At 44.1% G+C, this 21,411-nt stretch carries 5 protein-coding genes; 3 read left to right on the forward strand and 2 right to left on the reverse strand.

The window, feature by feature from the left end:
• Window positions 1–22: 22 nt before the first annotated feature.
• From MHB38_RS01990 to MHB38_RS02000, 3 genes are read left to right on the forward strand one after another with little or no spacing between them, the layout of a single operon-like run.
• Complete coding sequence (locus tag MHB38_RS01990) at window positions 23–10,165, forward strand: non-ribosomal peptide synthetase (RefSeq protein ID WP_341002197.1); 10,143 nt, start codon at window positions 23–25, stop codon at window positions 10,163–10,165.
• Between the two features lie 13 nt (window positions 10,166–10,178).
• Window positions 10,179–18,377, forward strand: a complete 8,199-nt coding sequence (locus MHB38_RS01995) for an amino acid adenylation domain-containing protein (RefSeq protein WP_341002198.1) — start codon at window positions 10,179–10,181, stop codon at window positions 18,375–18,377.
• Between the two features lie 6 nt (window positions 18,378–18,383).
• A complete protein-coding gene (locus tag MHB38_RS02000; RefSeq protein WP_341002200.1) occupies window positions 18,384–19,124 on the forward strand; it encodes a thioesterase II family protein in 741 nt (246 codons plus the stop codon).
• Between the two features lie 79 nt (window positions 19,125–19,203).
• Here the strand turns inward: MHB38_RS02000 and MHB38_RS02005 are convergent, their stop codons facing one another.
• Together MHB38_RS02005 and MHB38_RS02010 are read right to left on the reverse strand one after the other, a co-directional pair.
• Entirely contained in the window at window positions 19,204–19,896 is a 693-nt protein-coding gene (locus MHB38_RS02005) for an ABC transporter ATP-binding protein (protein WP_017358539.1), read from the reverse strand.
• Window positions 19,897–19,904: 8 nt separating this feature from the next.
• Window positions 19,905–21,239, reverse strand: coding sequence for a hypothetical protein (locus tag MHB38_RS02010; RefSeq protein WP_224559202.1), 1,335 nt, complete (start codon window positions 21,237–21,239; stop codon window positions 19,905–19,907).
• Window positions 21,240–21,411 lie beyond the last annotated feature (172 nt).

The raw sequence follows: 21,411 nt of genomic DNA on the forward strand, positions 1-21,411 counted from the left end.
ACAAAAAAGGAAAGGAACTCATATGAAACCATCAACCATTAACCAAACGAGTAGACATGAATCAATGGATGCGATTTTACAAGATGTAAAGACAACCATTTTACAAACCAACGAAATCGAACGCTTCGCTGTTTTTTCACGTGAAAAAACCATTCGACCGCGGCCGTATCACCTCTCTCATTTATTTCTCGACAAGCACATTGAGCAGGAGGCCGCAGCGGAAGCGATACAGACGCAAACGGCTGTACCTGCTTTGGCCGATATGCCGCCCGCTCTTTCCTATGGAGGGGATCTCGACGTCACACAAGGCGCACAGACCTTACAGGACGTCTTAACAGAGGCTGCAAAAACGACAAATGGGCTTACGTATATCGTGAATAGCAAGAACGAACTCACACAATCTTATGCGCAGTTACAAGGAGACGCCGAGAGGGTTCTGACTGGTTTAAGGGCACTGGGGCTTAAGGCAGGCGATCCTGTTTTCTTTCAATTCTCATCGAATCATGCCATGGTCACTGCCTTTTGGGCATGTGTATTAGGCGGATTTGTTCCAACGCTTGTGTCGGCTGCCCCAACCTATCGGGAGATGAATGCTGCAGTGAAGAAGCTTCATCATGCTTGGAAGCTGCTCGAGCATCCGCTCATCCTAACAGATGACTCACTGATCGAGGAGGTGCAAGGGTTAGCCTTACTGTGGCATACAGACCAAATACGTGTCGCAGCAGTTGAGCCGATGCTGACATTAGAAAGAGATACAGCCGCTCACCCTGTCGCGCCGGATGATTCCGTCTTCTTTATCTTAACGTCTGGAAGTACAGGGATGCCAAAGTGTGTAGAGCATTCCCATAGAAGTGTGCTGGCGAACGTCAAAGGAACAGTGGCAGCAAATCAATTTACACAAGAGGATGTCTCGTTAGACTGGATGCCTTTAGATCATATTGGTGGCATCGTGATGTTCCACCTTGTCAATGTGTACACAGGCTGCGAGCAGATTCGGGCAAGAACAGATGACTTTATCGCTCAGCCGCTGCGGTGGCTTGACTGGATGGACCGCTACCGTGCAACGAAGACGTGGGCACCTAACTTTGCATTTGCGATGATCAATGATTATGAGAAAGAGATTTCATCAGGATCTTGGGATCTGTCGGCGATGACCTGCATGATCAATGGGGCAGAGGCGGTCGTGCCAAAAACCATCCACCGATTTCTACACCTGCTTGCTCCGCACGGCTTAAAGGGAGATGTGATCAGACCGGCTTTTGGCATGTCTGAAATCTCATCAGCGGTTGTGTTTTCCTTTGCGATTGAGCGTGGAGATGAAAACAGCGGGGTTCTGACTTTTGAGGAAACGTCGCTGACAGAGCAGCTAAGACCAGCAGAAGCACGTGAGACAGGAACCGTCAGCTTTACAGAGTTGGGCAAACCGATTCCAGGTATCACGATACGCATCGTCAATCATCAGCATGAGCTTCTTCCAGAAGATCATATTGGCCGTGTGCAAATAAAAGGTCCAACCACCATGAAGGGCTATTACCGGAATGACGAAGCGAATCAAGAAGTATTTCAAGCGGATGGCTGGTTTCACACGGGTGATTTAGGTTTCCTGCACGAAGGAAGGCTGACACTAACCGGTAGAGAAAAAGACATGATTATCATCAACGGGAAAAACTATCACAACTATGAAATTGAAGCCATAGCAGAGGAAGTACCGGGAGTAGAAACGAGCTTTGTGGCTGCTTGTTCCGTCCGAATGGAGGCTTCTGCATCCGATGAACTGATTCTCTTTTTTACACCGAAGCTGTATGAGCCAGCTTATATTATGAGGGCAAGTCAGCACATTAAATCCCATATTGCAACAAAAATGGGCTTGTCTGCATCTCGAATCATTCCTGTCCAGAAGCATGCATTTCCCAAAACAAGCTCTGGAAAAATAGAAAGGGCACAGCTCAAGACAAGATGGCAAGAAGGCGAATTTGATGAAATGATCATGGAAATGGACATGAGACTTGAAAATGAACATACCTTGCCTGATTGGAGTTATCAAAAGAAGTGGATACCTGCTCCACTTGATGTAGCTGACAAGCAGATCATAGGGGACGTTGTGATCTTTGCAGATCCATTAGGACTGGCAGATCAATTGAAATCTTTTGCAAACAGTGAACAAACATACATTACGGTTGAACCGGGTCAAGCGTTCAAACAACTCACACACACTCACTTCATCATCCACCCGAATCGGCCGTCTGACTACGAACAACTCTTTGAGACGCTCCGTTCGTATGGCGTTTCGGTGAAACACATCATTCACCTTTGGAACTATACAAACCAAGAAGACAAGCTTTATGTGGACAAGGCAAAACAAGCGCAGAAAACGGGCAGCATGAGTGCATTATTTTTAACAAAAGCCATTTCCGTCTATGAGGAGCAGGTGGCTATCACTTTTGTCTCAGCCCATGCGATGAATGTGCCGGAGGATCACATCCACGATGTAGAAAAAGCAACGACAGCCGGACTGATGACAGCAGTTCAGCATGAATGGCCGTTTATCAAGGTGCAATGTCTTGATTTTTCTCTAGCAGAATCGGTATCTAGTCATTCCCATGCAATGGCGATGATGGCAGAACTCACACATGACCAAGACTGTCATGTCGCTGCTTATCGTCAAGGTGTTCGTTATATTCCCTTTTTAGCACCTCTTCATTTGGAAAAGGAACAGAAAAGGAAAGAGCCGCCATTTGAATCATCTGGGCTTTATGTCATAACAGGCGGGCTAGGCGGAATTGGACGTTTAGTCAGTGAACACCTACTGACATCTTATCAAGCACATCTCGTGCTGCTTGGAAGAAAAGAGAGAGAGGCACTTTCTAGTGACCAGCAAGAGACATTGTCTTTGCTAGAAAAGCAGGCAAAATTGCATGGCGGCAAGGTTCTTTATGAGAAAGCAGACATCACGGCTGAAAAAGAGGTAGAAGCGATCATCTCTAGACATGAGGTCGCTGGAAATCGAAGGCTGGATGGCATCATTCATTTCGCAGGTATTATTCAAGAAGAACTGCTTGCTGATATGACATCTGTGTCTCTGAATGACATGTACGAAGCGAAGGTATATGGAACGATTGCGCTTCATGAAGCTGCCTCCAAACGCAGGAATGTTTTATTTCTTTCCAGCTCGTCAGCCCGAACGCTAAAGGGCGGTATGACTGTCGGCGCCTATTGCGCTGCCAATGAGTTCGTGGAACAGTTTGCTCATTATCAGAAGCTGACATCTACAGTGAAGCCATATTGCTTTAGTTTCAGCATGTGGGACGAGATTGGCATGAGTGAAGGCTCCATGATAAAAGGCATGTTAAAAGAAAGAGGTTATCTTCCAATTTCAAAGCAGGCAGGCTTCCAAACGATGCTCGCATGTCTGATGACAGATGCTCCGCTCATTTATACGGGATTGGATCGATCGAAGAAAGAGATTCACGAGATGGTCCATGCGGATGCGGAGATGCAAACAGAGCAGACCTTTTACGTCTTTTTCAAAACTGATCAAACAAAGGCGGTTGAAGAGCGGCTGTATCAATCGATTCATACATGTTTACAGTCCCGTCTATCTGGTGAATATGCCGTGCATTTGTTTCCTGAGGAATATTGGAAAGAAACAGAAGATGGATCGCCAGACGAGGCATATTTTCATGAATTAATAGAGGAAAGCGGAATGGATTCAGACAACAGAGCACCTCACACAGAAACGGAGAAACTGCTCGCACACATTTGGTCAGAGCTGCTCAATGTCTCGGATGTCAGCTGCGGCGATCATTTCTTTCTGCTAGGAGGTCATTCGCTGAAGGCGACGCAAATGCTGTCTGCGGTTAGGCAAAAAACAGGGTTTGACGTGCCGCTTGCTGTGTTGTTTGAACATACGAGACTCGGAGAATTAGCAGACTGGATCGATTCAAATGCCAAAGCAGATGAAGTGATTCCGATGAGAAAAATGGAGAAGGGTCAGGAAATTCCGATGTCTTATGCCCAGCAAAGACAGTGGTTCCTCTATCAATTAGAGCCGGATCTGCCATTTTACAATAATACGATTTCGTTTCGGATGAATGGGCCTTTAGATATCAAGGTGCTTCAGGAAAGTCTGCATCATATGGTGGAAAGACATGAATCGCTCAGAACGTCCTTTACGATGAGCGGGGATGAACCGGTACAGGTCATTCATGAACAGATTGCCCTTCCAGAGCTTGAGGTGATGGACCTTTCAGGCATAGCGTCACAGGAAGAGAAAGAACAAAAAGCGGCTGAATGGGCGAAAGAAGAGGCATCCACACCTTTTCAATTAGAACACGAAGCGCTCTTTCGAGTGAAGCTGATTCGACTTTCACCCGCAGAGCATATCTTGCTGATGTCCATTCACCACATCGTGTCAGATGGCTGGTCGATCGGCATTGTTGCAAGAGAATTATCCGAGTGGTATACAGCGGCGATCGAAGGGCGGGAGCCTCACTTGCCGGCACTGCCAATTCAATATGCGGATTACGCACTGTGGCAGAAGGAGTATTTGACAGGAGAACCACTAGGTAAGCAGCTTGCCTATTGGAAGGAGCAATTTGCGGCACCTGTTGAAGATTTGGTATTGCCGTATGATCATCCGCGGCCGGCTGTTCAATCCTACAAAGGGAAGACGAAAACATATCAGCTGTCGAAGTCACTGTCTAAAAAGATTGCGGCGCTATCCAAGAAAACAGACAGCACACTGTATATGACCTTGCTGTCGGCTTTCTCTACTCTATTACATCGATTGTCTTCACAGGACGAGTTTGTCATTGGCTCGGTCATTGCTGGGAGAAATCGAACGGAAATGGAGCATTTAATCGGATTTTTCGTGAATACATTGGCGCTTCGGATCGACCATAGCGGGAATCCAGCCTTTACGGAATTATTAGAGCGAGTGAAGGAGACAACCGTCGGTGCTTTTGCACATCAGGATGTGCCGTTTGAGATGGTGGTCGATGAATTGAATATTGTGCGTGATGCCAGTAAGCAGCCGCTGTTTCAGGTCATGTTTGTTCTGCAAAACTTACCGCTTGAAGCTTCTCCAATGGGAGAGGCGACGTCGGTTTTGGCCATTGAAGATAATGATACAGCGAAATTTGATCTCTCCCTGTTTGTGTTTGAAGGAGCTGAAGGTCTTCAGTTAAAACTTGAGTATCATGCGGATTTGTTTTCTGATGACACGATGGAGCGATTCCTCGCATACTACGAGCACCTGCTTGAAGGAATTTGTGAAAATCCAGCGCAGCCGATCAGACAAGTGAATTTCCTGCCAGAGAAAGAAAAGCATCAATTGCTCTATGAATGGAGCGGAAAGACTGATCAACCAAAAGGTCCGCTACTCATGACGGAACGATTTGAAGCGCAAGTGAAAAAGACACCTCATGCAGTGGCGCTTGAGTTTCAAGGAGATGAGTGGACGTACCGGGAGTTACACGAGAAAGTCGATCGTCTAGCAGCCTATTTGCAGCAGCGAGGCGTGACGCCGCATGAACCAGTTGGACTGCTCATCGACAGATCGCCTGAAATGATTCTTGGGGTGCTGGCCATTGTGAAAGCAGGCGGGGCTTATGTGCCAATTGATCCTGAATATCCAGATGCCCGCATTGATTATATGCTGAGAGATACAGGTATTCAGCTTTTACTGACAAAAAATGAATGGCTGAAAAAAGTATCCATCAATCAAACGGAACTCATTTGTCTTGATCAAGGGTATGAAGAATTTTTACCAGAAGCAGAAGTCATGCCCGCTGCACTAAGACCTGATGGACTTGCTTATATCAATTACACATCGGGGTCAACTGGACAGCCAAAAGGAGTACTGATCCCGCATCAAGCGGTCGTCCGGCTTGTGTGTGAAACAGACTATGTCACCCTTAATGAACAAACGCGCATTTTACAAATCGCCAGCTTCTCTTTTGATGCTTTTACGTATGAAATATGGGGAGCCCTTTTAAACGGGGGAAGGCTCATACTGACGGATCGAAATACCATTTTATCAATGGATACATTAGCGGAAGCACTAAAAACTTATCAGATTACAACAGGGTTCCTGACTGTGCCGCTGTTCAACCGTTTAACAGAAGAACATCCAGAAGCTTTATCTGGACTTCATGCATTATTGATCGGCGGAGATGCCTTATCAGCCGCTCATATCCGAAAAGCACTACCGTATTTGCCTGAAGGGCTTTTAAATGGATATGGACCAACAGAGAATACGACGTTCTCCTGCGTGCATCACATTCGAGCACTAGAAGAAGATCAGGCGACGGTCCCGATTGGACAGCCTATTGCTTATTCACAAGCTTATGTATTAGATGACCAAATGCAGCCAGTTCCGCAAGGCGTCATCGGCGAAATTTACGTTGGCGGCACAGGGCTGGCACTTGGTTACCTTGGAGATGAAGAAAAAACAGCATCATCATTTATCCCGCATCCTTTCCAAGAAGGAGCGCGTTTATATAAAACAGGCGATATGGGCCGTTGGCTGTCAAATGGCATCATTGACTGCCTTGGAAGAATCGATCATCAAGTGAAAATTCGTGGACACCGCGTGGAATGTGGAGAAATTGAAGCCGCTATGCTGACATTTGATGATATCACAGAATGTGCCGTTATCCCGCATCAGCATGAGAGTGGTCATAAGCGATTGATCGGTTATTTTGTCCAAAAAGGCGGCATGACTTCGCAAGACATTCGCCAAAACTTAAAAGACATCCTGCCAGATTATATGGTGCCAAGCCTATTAATAGAGCTGGATGAATTACCGCTCACGCCAAATGGAAAGGTAGACCAAAAGCGTCTTCCGCCGCCAGAGTGGAGACAAGAAGAAGTAGAAACAGCCATTGATAGAGCAGCTACTGAGGAAGAACGTGTGTTAGAAAAAGTGTGGTCTCAGCTGCTAGGCGCTCCTTCTATTGGCGTCCATGATAACTACTTTGAGCTTGGCGGAGATTCCATTATTGTCATACAAATGGTGGCACGCTTAGCACAGGAAGGCTACGTCATCCAGCCGAGAGATGTATTTGAAAAACAGACCATCTCACAACTCGCACAAGCGATGAGAAAGGCAGAGGTCTCTACGGTCTATGATCAATCACCTGTGACAGGAGAGGTTCGTCTTCTCCCGATTCAATCATGGTTCTTTGAGCAATCGATGACCAATCAAGATTATTGGAATCTATCGGCGCATATTGAAATGAAGCGATCTGTTCCACATGAACAGTTAACACAGGTTCTTTCAAAACTGGTCGATCATCACGATATGCTGAGAGCTATATATACAAAAGAGGCAGATGGCACATGGATTCAAACCATTCGTGAGCCTGGTGTCACACCTTGTGTCACATTCTTTGATGTGACGGATGTGTCTCAAGAGGAAGCACGGGAACAAATCCGCTTGGAGACAAGTGCCTGTCAAGGAACATTGTCATTACAGCGCGGAGAAGTGATCAAAGCGATTCTTTTCCATACAGGTGAAGACACGTCTGAGCTCTTTATTGCTGCACACCATCTCGTCATGGATGGCATATCATGGCGCATGATACAAGAAGATGTACTAAATGGATTGAAACAGCTTGCTACGGGGCAGGACATCATATTTGCGAAAAAAACCGCCTCCTATAAGCAGTGGGCAGATGCCTTATATGAATATGCACAAACAGATCAATTACAAGCGCAGGCCTCTTTTTGGCAAAAAATCAAGGATCAAGAGGAAGAAGGTTCTCCTTTCCAACTGCCTGCGCTTTCTAATATAGAAGAACATGCAGAGATCCTGTCGGTTCAGCTCACAAAGGAACAAACAGATATGTTACTTAGACAGGCCTCACAAGCATACCGAACAGAGATTAACGATTTACTGTTATCAGGCCTCACGCAAGCCATTGGAAAGCCAATGCTCATCACGTTAGAAGGGCATGGACGCGAGGATTTATTTGAACAGATGGATTTGTCACGGACAGTCGGCTGGTTTACAAGCTCTTATCCTATTTTTATTCCTTTTATTCAAACCGATGTTGCAAGACAAATCAAAGACGTCAAAGAAACCTTACGAGCTGTGCCGCAAAAGGGAATCGGCTACGGTTTGCTTCAATATATGACAGAATCTCGTTTACTCAAAACGGTAACGCCGCAGATGAGCTTTAATTACCTTGGTCAGTTAGATCAGGCAGATGGCGAAGCCAAGCTTTATATAGCAGACGAACGAAATGGACATGTTCACGATCCGAAAGCAGAAAGACAGCATTTGATCGATGTGTATGGATATGTGACAGATGGTCAGTTGCAGATGAACTTTATGATCAATCGTGAACTGCTGCAAGATCAAGAGGTGCGGTTGTTACCTGAGCGTTTTAAAGAAAAAATGGAGATCATCTTGACGCATTGTGTTGAAACGAGCGGCGGCTTTACACCATCTGATTTTCCGATGGTTCAGCTCACGCAAAAGCAATTAGATGAACTTCCAGACAATGTAGTCGATGTGTATCCACTGTCTCCAATGCAGCAAGGAATGCTGTTTCATGCACTGCTAGATCAAGATTCACAAGCTTATTTTGGTCAGGTGCATATGACGCTCCAAGGCTTAACAAACGGCGATGCCTATGAACAAGCTTGGAATCTTCTTGTAGAACGACATTCGATTTTGAGAACAAAATTCGCTTGGGAAGGGCTGAAGGAGCCTGTTCAGTTCATTCAATCAGAAGGAAGCATCCATCTCACTCAGCACGATGTGCGCCACCTGAGTGACGAGGAGCAAGAAGAGACAATCGAACACTTTTTAATATCTGATCGTTCAAAGGATTTCCATTTAGACCATATAGATGAACCGCTAATTCGGATTGCTTTATTCCGTTGTGATGAGGAAAGATGCACGTTTGTCTTTAGTTTTCATCACATTTTAATCGATGGCTGGAGTTTGTTCAGCTTTATTCAGGAATCCTTTGCGCTGTATCGCTCTCTTGTGGACGAACGAGAGATCAGTCTTTCTACAGTCCGTCCATATAAAGATTTTATCGAATGGCTGCAAAAGCAGGATCAAGAGAAGGCGCAAGAATTCTGGCAGCGTTATATGTCAGGCGTAGAGGAAGCGACACCGCTTCCAGGAGACGGCGAAGAACATGCTTTAGACCAAGAAGTAAGCATGGCGCAGTCCAGCGTCAAATTGACGCCAGAGATGCAGCAGAAGCTGGAGAAGATGACTGGCAAGCAGAAGATCACGATGAGCACACTGATTCAATCAGCGTGGGGACTGCTCTTGCACCTTCATTCGGGCGCAGAGGATGTCATATTTGGGGTGACCGTATCTGGCCGGCCAGCCGACTTACCAGAAGTGGAAAGCATGACAGGGCTCTTTATTAACACATTGCCGCTTCGTCTTTCGATCCATTCGGACTGGACGATTGCGCGATTGCTCGCCTATACACAGGAAACCGTTTTTCAGATGAGAGAATACGAGTATACCGTACTACCTGATATTCAGCAGATGACGGAAATTCCAAATGGAGAGGCATTGTTTCACAGCATTGTCGTGTTTGAAAACTATCCGATTGAGTCCATTGAGCCGTATGGCGTACGCATTTTAGACATCGCCAGTCATGAAGAAACAAATTATGACTTAACCCTTGTCGCAGTGCCGGGAGATACACTGGAGCTTCGGATCACATACAACTTACATCAATATACAGAAAAGCAAATACAAACGCTGATGCAGCAGCTGATTCACACACTTGAAGCCATGACAGAACAAGTGGATACGCCGCTATCTTCCTTCACCATTGTGACAAATGAGGAAAAAGAGCGGATGATCAGTGATTGGGCGAAAAACGCACATGTCAGCGTGCTATACCCAGACCAAGAAGAAGTCTATGCAGGCGTACATGATCCTGCCTATGAAACGGAAATATATGTCCTGAATGAAGAACATCAGCTCATGCCGGTTGGATTTCCTGGAGATATTTTTATCGGCGCAAAAGAGATCAAAGCACTTTTTGGAGAGCTAGCCGATTGGATGGAGGCGCATAAAATTCCGCATCCATTCAAACATCAAACAGGCGAATACCTTTATCCGACAGGGGATGTCGGCGTTTGGACGGAAGAAAGCAAGATTCAGATTTTGGATTGGATGTAGGAGGAGAAGAAGAATGCTAGTTAGTAGACGAAAAGGAAATGCAGCAAATCATATTGTCAGGATCAATGGAAAACGAATCGATCTCAAAGCATTAGAGAAAGTCTTCATGCTTCACTTTCCACTAAAGGAATGTGCGCTCATCCCGAAGAAAAATCAAGAAGGAGGCCTATCGCTTGTGCTTTTTGCACAGGCGAAGGACCCTTCGCTGACAAGAGAGGATTTGATGAAAGGCCCGCTTCATCCTGATGAAGTGCCAGCCGCACTCGTCCTCGTCCCTTCCTTGCCGCGAAAAGAAAGTGGAGCGGTCGATACCGAGGCGCTGCTTGCCATTGATGTACTAGATGAAGAGGAACGAAGAAAGATAGAAGAGCGCACGAAAGCCATAGATGGAGTAGAGGAAGCAGCTGTTTTGATAGAGAGTCAGACAGAAAAACAAACACCTTATCATTTAGATGACCTCTTCCCGGATAGACAGCGTACAAATGGAAACGAATCGTTTTCAAAAGATGAAGTCAGCCAAACCATACAATCCTCCGTACAAGAAAAACCACCAGCTCTTGTTTATGGAGGTGATGTGATCAGAAAACCAGGTACACCAGTCACATTGACAGAGGTACTGATCCGAGCCGCCTTTATGTCACCAAATCGCGGAGTCACGTATCTCAAAGAAGGCGGTCATGAGGTGATCCAGACTTACCCGGAATTGCTCACAGGAGCGGAACGTGTCCTATCTGGATTAAGGGCAGCCGGACTTTCAAACGGCGATCAAGTGCTGCTTCAATTGAAAGACCATCAAGATTTTATCACGGTATTCTGGGGCTGTATTCTCGGTGGAATCATTCCAACCCCAGTCTCTGTACCGCCTGTGTATGATGAAATGAATCAAGGCGTGAACAAGCTCAAGGGCGTGTTTCAGCTGCAAAATGAGCCATTCATTATTACAAACGAAGCGAGTGCTGAGGACATTGCAGGGCTACGTAAAACGTTTGAATCAAAAGCGATTCCGATTTTAACAATCGAAACATTACTTGCCTGTGATCCAGATGAACAGCATTATGAACCAGAGCCGGATGAGCCTGTGCTTCAGCTGCTGTCCTCAGGAAGTACGGGTGTGCCAAAGTGTATCCGGCACAACCATCAAAGCATTTTATCTAGAATCATTTCCTTTGAGCAGGCAAATGGTTTCACGCATGAGGATGTATCAATGAACTGGATGCCGCTTGATCATGTAGGGGGCATTGTCATGTTTCATGTCCATGATGTGTACCTCGGCTGCCAGCAAATTAGTCCATCCATTGACCAATTTATCGAACGTCCGATGGTGTGGCTGGATTGGGTAGAAAGATACGGTGTCACAAGGACGTGGGCGCCAAACTTTGCCTTTGCGATGATGAATGAATATGAAGACGACATTCGCAAAGGGAGCTGGGATCTCTCCACCTTGACTTATATCATGAACGCCGCCGAAGCAGTTGTTCCTAAAGTGACGCAGCGTTTCATGCACATCATGGGTGAGCATGGGTTAAGCCGCCATGCGATGGTGCCGGCTTATGGCATGTCAGAAACATCATCAGCCATTGTCCAGTCAAAAGAATTCATGCGTCATGATGATCAGGGTGGACAATTGACCATTGATCAGACCTCATTAACAAGTGAGATTCAATATGTGACGCACGATCATCCGCACAAGATGACTTTTACAGAAGTCGGTGCACCAATCCCTTCTGTATGGATTCGGATTGTAGACGAGCATCACCAAGTGCTGCCAGAAGATCAAGTCGGCCGCTTGCAGGTGAAGAGTCCAACGATTATGATGGGCTACTATCAAAATGAGGAAGCGAATGAAGAAGTATTTGCAGAAAACGGCTGGTTTCATACAGGAGATTTAGGATTTATTCATGAAGGGCGCCTAGTCCTCACAGGGCGGGAAAAGGACATCATCGTCATCAACGGAGCGAACTATTTGAATTACGAAATTGAAGCCGTTGTGGAAGAGGTTGAGGGGGTTGAAGTCACCTTTGCCGCTGCGTATGGCATTTACAATCCCGAATCAAGTAATGACACACTCGCCGTCTTTTTTGTCACGCAGAAGGATTCGATAGAGGATCAAATCACAATGATTCAGCAGATTAGAGAGAGCATCATTCGCAAAATGGGAATCGAACCTGACCATATCATTCCGGTGAAAAAAGACCAATTTCCGAAAACAGAAAGCGGAAAAATCCAACGTGCTCAACTAGGTGCGGCACTGAAAGATGGGGTGTTTCATGACATTGAACGTGCACTTGATCTTGCTTCGGAAAATGAACAAACCCTCCCAGATTGGTTCTTTAAACGTATTTGGGTAAAAGAGAATATCGGTCCATCTCAGCCGGTATCCACTGATCATGTACTCGTATTTGAGGATGAAAAAGGGCTTTATCCATCGCTTTATGCCCAATTTGAACAAATGAACCTGCCTTATGTTTCTGTGAAAAAGGGTTATGAATTTTTACGCCTGTCAAAAGGGATGTATCAGATGAACCCTCGAATCAAAGGGGATTACGTCAGGCTTGTGGCGGCGCTTGAAGCCGATGAATTAAAAATTGACCGTATGCTCCACTTGTGGAATGTGTCAGACAAGGAGATGATTGCGAGCCCTGCGCAGTTCAAAGAACTGAATGCAAGCACTAGCCAATCCATTTTGTATTTGTATCAAGCATTGAGACAAGAAAATAAAGAGCCGATGCGTCTCGTTGTTGTCACAAAAGGTGGTCAATTGGTAAAACCGCAAGATGAGCTTCATGTGGAGAAAACGTCTCTTGCCGGATTATTAAAAACCATCCCGCAAGAATGGGAAGGGGCAGAAGTGTCTCACCTTGATATTGAAGCGGAGAATGTGGAACAGGATGCCAAGCATATTGCGGACGAACTAGGTGCGATTCATTTGAAAGCAGAAGTGTCTTACCGGCATGGCCAGCGCCTCGTACCAAAGCTGGAAAAAGTGAATATGATGACGGCACCTCAGACAGAAGGGTTTTTAGAATATGAAGGCTTGTACTTGCTGACTGGCGGGCTTGGCGGTATTGGATTTGAACTGTCTAAGCAAATGCTCCAATTTGGCTTGAAGCTCGTGTTAATTGGACGGACATCCCTTGAAGAAGACAGAGAAAAAGAGGCGTCATTCTCACAGCTTAAAGGTCTGGGAGACGTCCTTTATGTACAAGCCGATGTGACGAATTTATGTGACGTCGAGCAGGCGATTTATGAAGCAGAAAAGCATTTCGGACAGTCGATCCGAGGAGCGCTTCATTTAGCCGGTGCTGGCAATGTATCTGAGCACTTTCAGCATGTGGATACGTACACATTGGCTCATACAACAGAAGAAGATTTCGTCAAAGAACTTTCAGGGAAGGCAGATGGCGCTTGGGTGCTGCAAGAAGCCTTCAAGCATGACCCGTCAGTTCCACTCGTCTTTTTTGGATCAGTGAATGGCTATTTTGGCGGCACAACATTTGGTGCATATTCTGCTGCAAACAGCTTTTTAGATGGACTCGCACATGCCCTTACCTATCATGAGGGAAGAAGAGCGATTTCCTTGAATTTCAGCATGTGGGATAATCTTGGTTTGTCTCAGGGACATACTGGGGCCGCGCTAACCGTTCGCAAGGGCTTTCAATTGATTGGAAAAAAACAAGGACTCCATTCATTATGTCTAGGTGTTCGGCTGAATGAAGCGCATCTATTTATCGGCCTAGATGGGGCGAATCAAGAAATCGCTGAACATCTTCAACCAGCACCAATACCATTTTTTGAAAAGAAACTGTACTATACGGTGCAATCAGGCAAAGAAGTGGATGCTGACAAGATCACAGACATCATAGAGGGGAACTGGGACATCAGGCAAGTGGAAGATATACCGAAAAAACAAGATGGCTCTATTGATCACGAAGCCCTCAAACAGTTCCATCACAAACACGCACAGCCGTTTGAAAAGCAATTGCCAGAAACGAAGACAGAGCAGGTGCTTGCGGCCATATGGGAGGATATTTTAGAAGTCGATCGTGTGTACAAAGAGGATCAATTCTTTGACCTTGGTGGACATTCATTAAAGGCCACTCAAACGATTTCTCGTATTAATCATGAGTTTTCAATAAAGGCACCGCTAAAAATCTTATTTGAAAGCAAGAATCTGGCACACTTGGCACAAATGGTCGATGACATCAATGGAGCACCAGCCATTCAGGAAGCCAGCATTCCAAAGCTGGAAAAACGAACAAGCTATGAGCTGTCACATGCTCAAAAGCGAATTTGGTTCTTATCTACATTAGAAAAGAGCCATCATTACAATATATTAGGTGCTTGGAAACTGATGGGCCAAGTACACATCCAAACGTTAACAAAGGCGATCGGTCTCTTAACAAAACGTCATGAAGCACTTCGCGCAACATTTCAAACCATTGGCGGCAAGCCGGTTCAAGTCATCCGTGAAGATCTTCCGCCATCAGTAACCGTTGCGAATTTCTCATTATTTAATGAAAAAACAAGAGCGAGAAGATTGGAACAGCTGATTCAGCAAGAGGCGAACCGCATCTATGACTTAGAACGGGGACCGCTTGCACAGTGGACAATTGTTGATATGGGGAAAGAGGAATATTACTTGCTTTGTGCGCAGCATCATATCATTTCCGATGCATGGTCGCTCAGCCTGCTTATTCAAGAATTAGAAGTCGTGTATGGTGCGCTATTATCAGAGAAAACGCCTGAGCTACCTGTACTTGAGATTGAATGGACCGATTATGTTCATTGGGAGAATGAGCAATTAAAGAACCACCATGAGGCTCAGAGCTATTGGCTAGAAACGTTACAAGGAGAGTTGCCGGTATTAGAGCTCCCGTTTGACCGTCCTCGTCCGCCGGTTCAAACATTTAATGGGGCTACAGAGCAAATCGTGATAGATGAACCGCTTGTTCGTCGTTTAAATGCCTTGTCGAGGCAGCAAGGGACAACACTATTTATGACGATGTTGTCAGCCTATTATGTCCTGCTTCACAAGTTGTCTGGACAAACAGATGTCATTGTTGGATCGCCGATCGCTGGGCGTGATGTCGAACAATCAGAGAAGCTCGTCGGCATGTTTGTCAATACATTGGCGCTGAGACAGGACGTTTCAAAAGCCGATACCTTTACCGATTTACTGGCAAAGGTGAAAGAAATGACGTTAAAAGCCTTTGAGCATCAGCATTATCCATTCGACAAGCTTGTGGATGACCTTTCAATGGATAGAGACCTAAGTCGTTCACCGATCTTCCAAGTCGCCATGGGGTATGTCACTGATTCGCTGGATATCAACCTAAAAGGACTGACATCGGAACAAGTGATGGTCCATCATACCGTCTCTAAATTTGATCTCACCTTGCATGTATTTGAGCAGGAGGACAAGCTGTCTATCCATGTGGAATATAATACGGATTTATTTGAGCAAGAAACGATCCACCGTATGATGAATTATTATCTCAATTTGTTAGATGGCATGACGGCTCAGCCTGAACGGACATTCGCTGACTTTTGCGTCATGGACAAAACAGAACAGAATGCCATGATCATAGGGAAAAATCAAACTGACACGCCTTATCCAAAGCGTACGCTGCAAGAATTATTTGAAGAACAAGTGCAGCGTGATCCGTACCGGATTGCTGTATCTTATATGGAAGAGCATATGACGTATCAAGATTTAGACGAGAAGGCGACAAATCTGGCTGCCTATTTACAGTCAAAGGGCGTTGGACCCGGTTCACTTGTCCCGATGCTGTTTGATCGTTCGTTTGACATGATGGTCTCAGTTCTAGGGATCGTCAAGTCGGGTGCTGCTTATGTACCGATGTCACCTGAGTATCCAGATGCCCGCATCGGTCTGATCGTTCGCGATACACAAAGCGATATCATTTTAACCCAGTCGCATCTGATCAATCGTTTAGACGATCTGAGCGGCACAAAGATTGAAATGGACAAGCCGTTACCAGAAACAGGCGCAGTGTATCAAAGGGAAAAATCGATTGTAGGAGAAGACCAGCTTGCCTATGTGAACTACACTTCAGGTTCAACAGGCACACCAAAAGGCGTGATGCTTCCTCATGCAGGAGTGGTCCGCTTAGTGAAAGAAACAAACTATATTGAGCTTGGTTCAGAAGATAAAATGCTTCAGCTGTCTAACTATGCATTTGATGCCTTTACCTTTGAATTATGGGGAATGTTGCTAAGTGGCGGTCAGCTGGTTCTGATCCCGAAATATGCTGCGCTGAATATGGACGAATTAACTCGTTTAATCAAAACGCATCAAGTCACAGCCAACTGTTTGCCAACTGCATTATTCAACCGGCTGATTGAGCATGATCCAAAAAGTGTGGCTGGATACCGTACATTACTCGTTGGCGGAGAAGCCATGTCTAGTGAGCATGCACGAAAGGCATTGCCACATATGAAGGGTGTGCTGATCAATGCTTACGGTCCAACAGAAAACACAACATTAGCGACCACTTATCAAGTCACACACGTACCGGAGGATGCAAGATCAGTGCCAATCGGTGTGCCAGTCGCCAACTCAACGGTTGTCATACTAGATGATCATCTCAATCCAGTACCAACAGGCGTCAAAGGAGAAATCTATATCGGCGGAACAGGGCTGGCAAAAGGATATTTGCATGACCCAGAGCGCACGAAGGAGAGGTTTATTGACAATCCATTCCCGGCATTAAAAGGGGACAAACTGTATCGTTCCGGTGACCTAGGGAAATGGCGGTCTGATGGCAGTATTGAATACCTTGGCCGAAAAGACAACTTGGTCAAAATTAGAGGCTACCGAATTGAATGTGGAGAAATTGAGACAGCCCTGCTCAAACATCCACAAGTAAAAGAATGTACCGTCATTGCTAAAACGTACGGCAGCTCAAAACGGCTGGCAGCCTACCTTGTCACAGATGGGGGAGAGCCTGTTCCCGGATGGAAAGCATTTTTACAGGAAAGCCTGCCAGGCTATATGATTCCAAGTTACTTTATCGTACTTGACGCAATTCCCGTCACAACGAATGGGAAGGTCGATCAAAAAGCTTTGCCGGAGCCGACAGACGCAGTCTCATCCTCACATGAAGACGATCAACCGGCAACAGAAACACAGCAGCTGATTGTGACAGCTTTCAGTGAAGTGCTTGGTGTCAAACGAGTAGGAATTCATGATTCATTCTTTGATTTAGGTGGAGATTCCATTATGAGTATTCAAGCCGTTGCCAAATTAAAAGAAAAAGGTGTCCGTGTTGATCCGAAATGGATTTTTATGCACCCAGCGCCAGCACAGTTAGCGGCATATTTGGACACAGTACCAGAAATAGGCGAGCCTGTCGAAAGAGCGCCGAAAGACTATGTAATCGAGTTGAAAAAAGGGGATCCGGCTGAACCGAGAATTTTCTTTGCACCGCCTGCTGGTGGAACGGTGATGGGGTATATCGATGTGGCCAAGCTCATGACACATGAAGGAGCTGTTTACGCCTTGCAGTCTCCAGGCTTATATGAGGATGAAGAACCACAATTCCTTCATTATACAGAGCTTGTCACCATTTTTATTGAAGCCATTGAGACATTCTATCGACCAGGCATTGATTATTTGGCAGGGCATTCTATGGGCGGACATCTTGCTTACGGAATGAATCAGAGACTCTGTCATGCAGGAAAAGCGCCAAAAGGATTGATCATTTTAGATACGGTTCCGGTATTAAGAGATGAGGCAGATCAAGCGCTTCATGCCGATATGAACGAAGAAGAAGTGAAAATGCTCGCCCTCGTCCTAGGTATGGGGAACCTCGTCGGCATCAAACCAGAAGCATTACAAGGGCTCAGTTTCCAAGAAGTGAAGCAGAAAATCCTCAAAGAAGCAGAAAAGGATGAAGTCGTTCATCAATTTATGAATGATCACTATTTAGATAAATACTTGCAAATGCAGACTCATAATACCATCATGTCACAAGCCATTGAATTAGAAAAAGACCCATTCTCTGTGCCGTTTTATATTATACAAAGCAGCGATCACGCCACAGATTTCCAGAAGAAATTTGCCGATTGGGAAGCTTACACGAGAGAAACGTGCTCGTATTATCAAATAAAAGGCGACCATGTGACCATGATGAAAAGACCGCAGGCAGATCAACTTGCGCAGATTCTTGAAACGATCGTAAAGGGGTAAGGACGTATGAACCAATTATTTAAAACCTTTGAAAAAAAATCAGATCTCATTCAGCTTATTTGTTTTCCTTTTGCAGGCGGATATTCCGCCTCTTACCGTCCGCTCTTTGAACAGCTGAAGGACACGGCCGAAGTGACAGCAGCAGAGCCTCCGGGTCATGGAACGAACCTCATGCCGCTTGAAACAAGCATTGACCGGCTGGCTGAATTGTATAAAGAAGGACTGACAGGCAAATTAAACCGTCCATTTATTTTGTTCGGACATTCCATGGGCGGACTTGTGGTGTACAGGCTGACTCAGCTGCTAGAAAAGGAAGGCATCGATCCGGTAGCAGTTGTCATTTCTGCCATTCAGCCGCCGCAAACAAAAAGACAAAGATTGACCCATTTATCGAATGAAGCATTTGTTCAGCATATCGCTGAAATGGGCGGGATTCCAAAAGAATTGTTAGAGAACAAGCCAATGATGGATTACTTTACACCATCCTTACGTGCCGACTATCAAGCATTAGAATCCTTCCAGCACACAGACAAAACAATCATTAAATCACCCGTTTATTTATTGAACGGAAAGCAAGATAAGAAATGCATGGAAGACGCAGACGGCTGGCTAACATGGGCAAACGCCATCGAACGTACTGATTTCGAAGGAGGGCACATGTATATCAACACACACCTCGAGCAGTTCGCAGAACATATGAGGCATGTCATTGAGCAGACAACAAAAAGGCAATTCATCAGCCAATAAAAGAAAACAACGGCCCCGTCAAACGAGGGCCGTTGTTTTCTATAGCTGAATACCATTTTAAACGTAGAGAAACTGCTATTTAGGATAACATTTCAAAGAATCTTTTTTCAAGCTGACCTTCATCAAATGTTTCTTCGGAAGGTTTTTTTTCTGAATGAACGATTTGTCCTTCATTTATAAAAAGGATCTCGTCACATAAGTTAGCGGCAAATTGAAGGATGTGCGTAGAAAGAATGATCGTTTTATTTTGAGCCTTAAATTCTCTTAGATGTCTTTTCATAAGAGTCATATTTGCTGGGTCTAGACCGGTAAATGGTTCATCTAATAAGATTATAGCTGGATTGTGTAAGGTGGTTAATATAAAAGAAATCCTCTGCCTCATCCCTCGGGATAGAGAAGAAGAGCGAATATGGGCTTGTTTTTCAAGCCCATATTTCTCTAATAAATGTTGAATCTGTTTTGTATTTAACGGTTGCTCAACTAACATGGATTGATATTTAATCAATTCGAAGCATGTTAAGTTTTCAAAAAGTGTTGGATCATCTTCCATGTAACCGACAGTTGAAAAACCATTTTCTATATCTTTTTGTATGATTAATTCACCTTTATCTGGTGAGATCAATCCCGCGATTATTTCAAGAATGGTTGTTTTTCCAGCGCCATTTTTGCCTAATAATCCAACAATTGAGCCTTGATGAAAATGTAATTCATGAATTGATATTTTGAAGTTTGACTCTGTATATTCCTTGATTAGATCATGAATTGAAAGCATACAATCCCTCACTCGAATAATGTTTTAACTGATTTGCAGTTTTTGTTAATCGTTTTATCCCAAAATAAAAACATGATGACGATGATGATCACTGTACAAACAATCATGATCGTATTTGCCGCAATAAAAGAGGCTAGGTTATATGAGGACATAACGGATAAGCCTAAAATGAAACTGAAGCAAAGGTTTAATGTTAATTTGCTCAGTGTGCTAGGAACTTGATACACATACTCCCATTTAAAATAAGGAAATAGAACAGTAGAACCAACTGTGCATACGCCTATTAAAACGCTACTAACTAACAAAGTAAATATCACATAAAAGGGGTGATCTACATTTATTGTAAAAGTAGAAAAGATAGTATATACAGTACAAAAAAACATATGTAATAAAACGGATAATATCAACTTAGAGTTTATTTTGTTCTTTATAAAGTGAGGTAACCTATGTTTTAAAGGAATAATGGGACCATCAACATCAAAAGAGACATAAGATTGAAGGGCGTTAGAAATAAAAATCATAGGGAACATAACACTAAAAATAAACAAAAAATCATTTTCTATATTCATTGTTTCGATTTGGTTTGTATGAACACCATACAGAATGAGAGTAAATAGACCACCAGATATTGAGAATATAAATAGTAAAACCGACCATTGTATTGGAGGGTTTCTCAAAAGAAGGGTGATTTCAAAAAATAAAATATGATCGAAAGATCTTGATGTTGTGTTTTGATGATGTCTATCCTTCTCATCTGAATGGAAGATAGGCGTATATCTAAGGTTCTTTTTCCAATTGATTAACAAAATAAGACTAGTAAGAAAGATCAAAGCAACAAGCGTAAGCACCAATTGGTTAGAAAAAGGAATAGAAAATAATTCGAATTTAAAAACAAAAAACATCCAAGAAGCAATGATCCCAGTGGTGATGTATTGAATCATGGGTGTGATTGAAAAGAATCTAGGTCTAGTAAGAAGTAATAATAAGTTCAATCTAAGTAAATATCCGAATAATAACGAGCTAATGCCTAAGGCTCCAAGAATAAAAGAATGATACAAAGCATGTGTGTTTAAAATCATGCAGAAAGAACCTAAAAAAAAGCATATAAAACCAATCATGACACCGAAAAATTTACTCATATCTTTCCCAAAAATATATTGATCCATATTCAATTTCAAGATGGCCATTTGTTTTTTATCTGAAGAAAATAAGATTCGCATAAGACTTTTATCAAGGTGAATCGTTGTTAAAAAAATGAAAAATGAGATGTAGATGATTGATACGTTTTTGACAAAAAACGCAAGCAGTCCACCTAGGAAGAGTGGTGCTAGTATGTAGTTCATCGCAAATAACACATATAAATAAGGTCTGTTACGTTGATAGTCTCTTAACTCGTTGAGGATCAATATCTTTGTAAATACTATAAATATATGCACTCATAACACGTCCATTTTAGTTTGTATAATAAGGAAAGGTTCTCTCTCCTTATTATACAAAAAAATACAAGACAATAAA

Source organism: Bacillus sp. FSL K6-3176 (assembly GCF_038003325.1).
Lineage (GTDB): Bacteria > Bacillota > Bacilli > Bacillales > Bacillaceae > Bacillus > Bacillus altitudinis.

Coding starts and splice junctions, on each gene's coding strand:
- MHB38_RS01990 (WP_341002197.1), top strand. CDS start 23: ATGAAACCATCAACCATTAACCAAACGAGTAGACATGAATCAATGGAT.
- MHB38_RS01995 (WP_341002198.1), top strand. CDS start 10,179: ATGCTAGTTAGTAGACGAAAAGGAAATGCAGCAAATCATATTGTCAGG.
- MHB38_RS02000 (WP_341002200.1), top strand. CDS start 18,384: ATGAACCAATTATTTAAAACCTTTGAAAAAAAATCAGATCTCATTCAG.
- MHB38_RS02005 (WP_017358539.1), bottom strand. CDS start 19,896: ATGCTTTCAATTCATGATCTAATCAAGGAATATACAGAGTCAAACTTC.
- MHB38_RS02010 (WP_224559202.1), bottom strand. CDS start 21,239: ATGAACTACATACTAGCACCACTCTTCCTAGGTGGACTGCTTGCGTTT.